Below are 5,123 nucleotides of genomic sequence, written 5' to 3' on the forward strand. Positions count from 1 at the left end.
CCGCGGCAGGCCGTCCAGGCCGTGTGCCGCAACCCGCTGGCCGAACCCGGCATGCTCGGCGTCACCGCCGGCGCGGGCGTGGGCGCGATCTCGCTGCTGGCCCTCGTGCCGCTCGCCGGGATCTGGTCGATGTCCGCGGCGGCCATGGCCGGGGCACTGGCCGCCTCCGCCGCGGTGTACCTGCTGTCGTGGCGCGGCGGGCTGAACTCCGACCGCCTGGTGCTGATCGGCGTCGGCGTGCAGGCGGCGTGCACCGCCGTCACCGTGCTGATCATCGTCAAGGCGGACCCCTGGAACACCGCCATGGCGCTGACCTGGCTGTCCGGCTCCACCTACGGCCGCGTCCCGGCCCAGCTCATCCCGGTCGCCCTGGCCCTGGCCCTGGTGCTCCCGCTGATCGTCTGGCTCCGCCGCGACCTGGACCTGCTCTCCCTGGACGAGGACAGCCCCCGCGTCCTCGGCGTCCCCCTGGAGCCGGTACGGCTGGCCGCGCTGGGCGGCTCGGTGCTGCTGACCGCCACCGCGGTCTCCGCCGTGGGCGTGATCGGCTTCGTCGGCCTGATCGCCCCGCACGCCGCCCGTGCCCTGGTCGGCGCGGGCCACGCCCGCGTCCTGCCCGTGGCGGTGCTGCTCGGCGCCCTGCTGGTGAGCCTGGCCGACACGCTCGGGCGCACCGTCATCGCCCCGGCCCAGGTGCCCGCCGGGCTCGTCACCGCGCTGCTCGGCACGCCGTACTTCGTCTGGCTGCTGTGGCGCTCCCGGGCGCAGGCGGACGGCTGACCGGCCGGCTCCGGGCACTGATCGCGGCCGGGGCCGGTCGGCGTCAGGCGACATCGTCGGCAACGAGGACCCGGAGGTCGTCGAGGCTCGCGTGCCGTCCCGCGCGCTCAAGGTGCGCGATCCGGCGGGCGTGCGAGGTCTTCATGGCCTCGAACAGCTTACGGATCTCTCGGGCGTTGCCGTGGGCGAACCTCTCCGCATGAGCGTCCACATGGTCGCTGATCGCGCGGAGCGTGCCGCCGGAGAGCTCGAAGCCTGCGGCTTCCACCTGCTGAGCGAGGATGTCGACCAGTTCCTCCCGGCTGTACGGGGCGAAGCGAATGCTCTGGGAGAAACGGGAGGCCAGGCCGGGATTGGCCTTGAGGAAACCGTCCATCTCATCCGTGTATCCGGCCGCGACAACGATCACCTCGTCCCTGTGGTCCTCCATCAGTTTGACGAGGGTGTCGATGGCCTCCTGCCCGAAGTCATGACCGGTTCCCGCCGGACGGGCCAGGGTGTACGCCTCGTCGATGAACAGCACGCCGCCCCGCGCACGTTCGAAGACCTCAGTGGTCTGCACAGCCGTATGGCCGACGTAGCGTCCGACGAGATCGGTACGGGAGACCTCGACCACCTGGCCGCGGGCCAGGACTCCGAGAGCGGCCAGGAGTTCTCCGTACAGGCGCGCGACCGAGGTCTTCCCGGTTCCGGGCGGCCCGGAGAAGATCAGATGGTCGGGCATCGGATCGGACGGCAGTCCGGCCTGTTCACGACGGCGGGTCGTCGAGATCACGTCGAGGAGGTCCCGTATCCGGTCTTTCACCTCCTGGAGGCCGATCATCGCGGCGAGCCGGTCGAGGACCGCCTGCAGCTGGTCCGGGTCTTTCGCGCCGTTGTACGAGACCCCCAGCCCGCGGTCGACGATGCCTTCCAGATCTTCGGGGAGCAGCAAGGCCAGCTCTTCGTGCGATAGATCGTCTTCCCGGTCGGCGAGTCTCAGCGCCTGCTGCTCCAGAACGGCTTCGAAGATGCGCCGCGCCTCCCGCCCGTTGCCGAAGGTCTCCTTGCGCCGGTCCAGTTGGAAATGACCGACCAGCATGCCGCGGGTCTCTTCGGTGAGCTCGAAGCCGTGCCGTACCGCGAGTTGTTCGACGATGGCGGTCAGCTCGGCGGGGCTGTAGTCCTCGAACTCGATGATGCGGGAGATCCGTGATTCCAGTCCCGGATTGGCCGCCAGGAACTCGCGCATCTCGGCCGGGTATCCGGCGAAGATGACGATGACCTCATCGCGATGGTCCTCCAGCAGCTTGACCAGCGTATCGATGGCCTCCTGCCCGAAGTCGCCTCCCGAACCGAAGCGACGCGACAGGGTGTACGCCTCGTCGATGAACAGCACGCCGCCCCGCGCCCTGTCGAAGACCGCAGCGGTCTTCTGGGTGGTCTCGCCGAGCGCCTTCCCCACGAGGTCCGCGCGGGACACCTCGGTGAAATGGCCTGTGGCCACCATGCCCAGTACCGCGAGGAGCCGCCCGTAGAGCCGGGCGACGGTGGTCTTCCCCGTCCCCGGGGCGCCGGAGAACACCATGTGCCGCCCGATGGCCGGCCCTTCGGGCAGCCCTGCCCTGCGGCGCTGCTCGGCGACGCGCAGGAACTTGACCAGTTTCCGAATCTCCCGTTTGACTTCTTTCAGACCCACCATGGCCTCGAGATCGGCTAGCAGCGCCTCCACGCGCTCACCGGCCGGCACCGGCCCGGATGGAGCGGGCTCCGCTGCGTCCGCGCCGAAAGCAGCGGTTTCGGCCGGCTGCTCGAAGGCGGTCTCCCCTGGCGCCGCCGCGGTCTCAGCGTTCATCTCGGCATCGATGAGGTCGGCCCCGCCGTTGTCCTGCGACACCACGCCGCGGGTCTCGACCGTGGAGCCCCGAACGGTGAAGATCCCTCGGCCCTCATTGCCGGTGATCGTGCAATCAACGAGGACCGCCGCCGCAGCCGCGCCGACGACGACGCCCGCCGTGGTGCTGCCGGTCACCCTGGTTCCCTCGAGGCTGAGGGAACCCCAGGCGTCGGCTCCCGCTCCTGCGTCGCACTGCGCGATCACCCCGGCCCGGATCATGGCAGTTCCCGAGGACTGCGCGAAGACGCCGTACTGTGCGGCTCCGATGACATCGCCTTCACCGAAGTAGGCCGTCGCGTGCTCGTCCACGACGATGCCGTGGCGTTTGGCACCCTGAACCGCGACCCTGTCGGCCGTCAAGAAGGCGGAATCCGTGCACCAGATGCCGTCCGCTCCTGGATCAGAGATGAGGAGCCGCTGGACGTCGGCCTGAGCGTTGTCGCGAACCACCAGGCCGCACTGTCCCGAGCGGAGGACGCCGCCCCCGCGGATCGCGACGTTCGCATGGTTCTGAAGCAGGATGCCCCCGCGCTTCGGATCCTCGATCCAGCACTCTTCGATCCACGGAGCGGATCCGGTGTTCACCCAGATGCCGTGCTCTCCCGCCGCCAGGATCCGGGTGTCTCTCATCGTGACCTTGCTGCCACCGTGCAGGGCTATCCCGCATTCCTCCGGACTGATCACTTCGGTGTTCTCGATGACTCCGGCAGAGTCCTGGTAGACGACCGCACCGTTCCTCAACCGGCAGCTGCGCAGGATCAGCTCCGCTCCGCCCCAAGCCCTGACCGCCTGGCTGGTGCCGCTGACGAACTCGCAGCTTTCGGCGATGAGGGTGCCGCCTGCCGCGCCCACCACCCATCCCTCGGAATGCCAGTTGCGCATTACCAGGCCCTGCAGCGTGAAGTGGCCCTCCACCTGGAGGTCGTACTTGCCGGCACCGTCCACGATCACAGAACCCGGGCCGGCGACCGCAGTGATCACCGCAGTGCCCCTGCAGCGGCAGGCCTCCGCTCTGTAGTGGCCGGGCTCGACATGGATACGGCGTACGACTCCGGGCGGAGCGGGCATCCGGAGCGCGTCCAGGATCGTCCGAAACGCCTGCGGCGCGGTCTGGGACACCAGCAGATCGAGCACGTGCCTCCTTCAGTCAGAACGCCCCTGAGGTCCCGCTGCCGGTCGAGCATGCCGCTGCGCTCCGGCTCGTCGGGGCCAGGCATGTGCTTCGGCCGGGCCGCGTCCCCGGTGCGGTGCGGAAGGCCCGGCGAGGCGGGTGGCTGTGTTGATCTTAGGCGGCCTCACCGGCCCGCCGCCATGTCCGGCGGGCCGGTCCGTGGGCCGGGGATGGAGCGGGGGCTTCAGGGCGAGGCGATCGCGGCCAGCACGTCGAGTCCGGCGGCGCGGCGGGCGGGCGGTATCCCCGCCACCAGCCCTGCCAGAGCGGCCGCGGCAACGATGAGCAGGAGCCGACCGACCGGCAGCGTCAGGGTGGCCTGTGTGGCGCCGCCCAGGGCGGAGACCGTGCCCGCGGCGAAGGCGACGCCCAGGACGAGGCCGAGGACGATCGCCAGGGCCACGACGAGGACCGCCTCACCGCGGATCATCCAGCGCAGTTGCGCACCGGTCATGCCGACCGCTCGCAGCAGCCCGATCTCACGGGTCCGCTCGATGATGGACAGCGCGAGGGTATTGGTGACGCCCAGCAGCGCGATGAGGACGGCGAGCATGAGCAGTACGGTCACCAGTCCGAGGACCTGGTCGATCGTGAGGCTCCGTGCCGCGGCGGCGCTCGCCTGGTCACGCACCTGGGCGGTCGGTTCGTCGGCGAGGGCGGCGCTGATCGCCTTCTCGGCGGCGTCGTCGCTCACCCCGTCGGCGACCTTCACCAGCACTCCGGCGTCGACGTTCTCCCGGTAGTTGCGGGCGAAGGTGTCCAACGAGATGACGTAGCCGGTCGACAGGGCCTGGGCGTCGCGGTCCCGCAGGACGCCGACCACGGTCAGCCGCTGCGTGCCGGTGCGGGAGAACGTCATCTCCAGGGTGTCGCCGATCCGCAGCCGCCGCTCCCCCGCGACGTTCTCGGCCAGGACGATCCCGCCCCCGGAGACGGCGTCCAGCCTGCCCTCGACCATGTGCAGCGAGGAGACCTGGGACAGGGTCGCCGGGTCGACGGCGGTGAGCGCCTCGGTCCTCGTGCCGTCCTTCCAGTGGCCGTACCGGATGCGGGAGGCCACCGCGACCTGAGGCAGTTCGCTCACGTGGTGGTGCACGTGGTGCGACAGGCCGCCGAGCATCTCGTTGCGCGCGCTCTCCACGACGAAGTCGGCCGTGATCGCCTCGGTGTACGACCGCTGGATCGAGTCCTTGACCGAGGCGCCCAGCACGGCCATGAAGCTGATCAGCGCCAGGCCGAGGGCCAGGGCCAGGGCGGTCGCGGCGGTGCGGCGCGGCGCCCGCGCGGCGGACTCGC

At 70.5% G+C, this 5,123-nt stretch carries 3 protein-coding genes; 1 reads left to right on the forward strand and 2 read right to left on the reverse strand.

Translation table 11 applies throughout. The features are described 5' to 3' along the window. The coding region (locus ACWJ6R_RS29670) for an iron chelate uptake ABC transporter family permease subunit (RefSeq protein ID WP_449065390.1) at positions 1-780 on the forward strand (780 nt) is incomplete at its 5' end. A gap of 43 nt (positions 781-823) precedes the next feature. Here the strand turns inward: ACWJ6R_RS29670 and ACWJ6R_RS29675 are convergent. Together ACWJ6R_RS29675 and ACWJ6R_RS29680 are read right to left on the reverse strand one after the other, a co-directional pair. Then, entirely contained in the window at positions 824-3,790 is a 2,967-nt protein-coding gene (locus ACWJ6R_RS29675) for an AAA family ATPase (RefSeq protein WP_449065391.1), read from the reverse strand. Positions 3,791-4,011: 221 nt separating this feature from the next. Further along, a partial coding sequence (locus tag ACWJ6R_RS29680; protein ID WP_449065392.1) for an ABC transporter permease occupies positions 4,012-5,123 on the reverse strand: 1,112 nt, incomplete at its 5' end.

The sequence above is a fragment of the Planomonospora algeriensis genome (assembly GCF_977012225.1).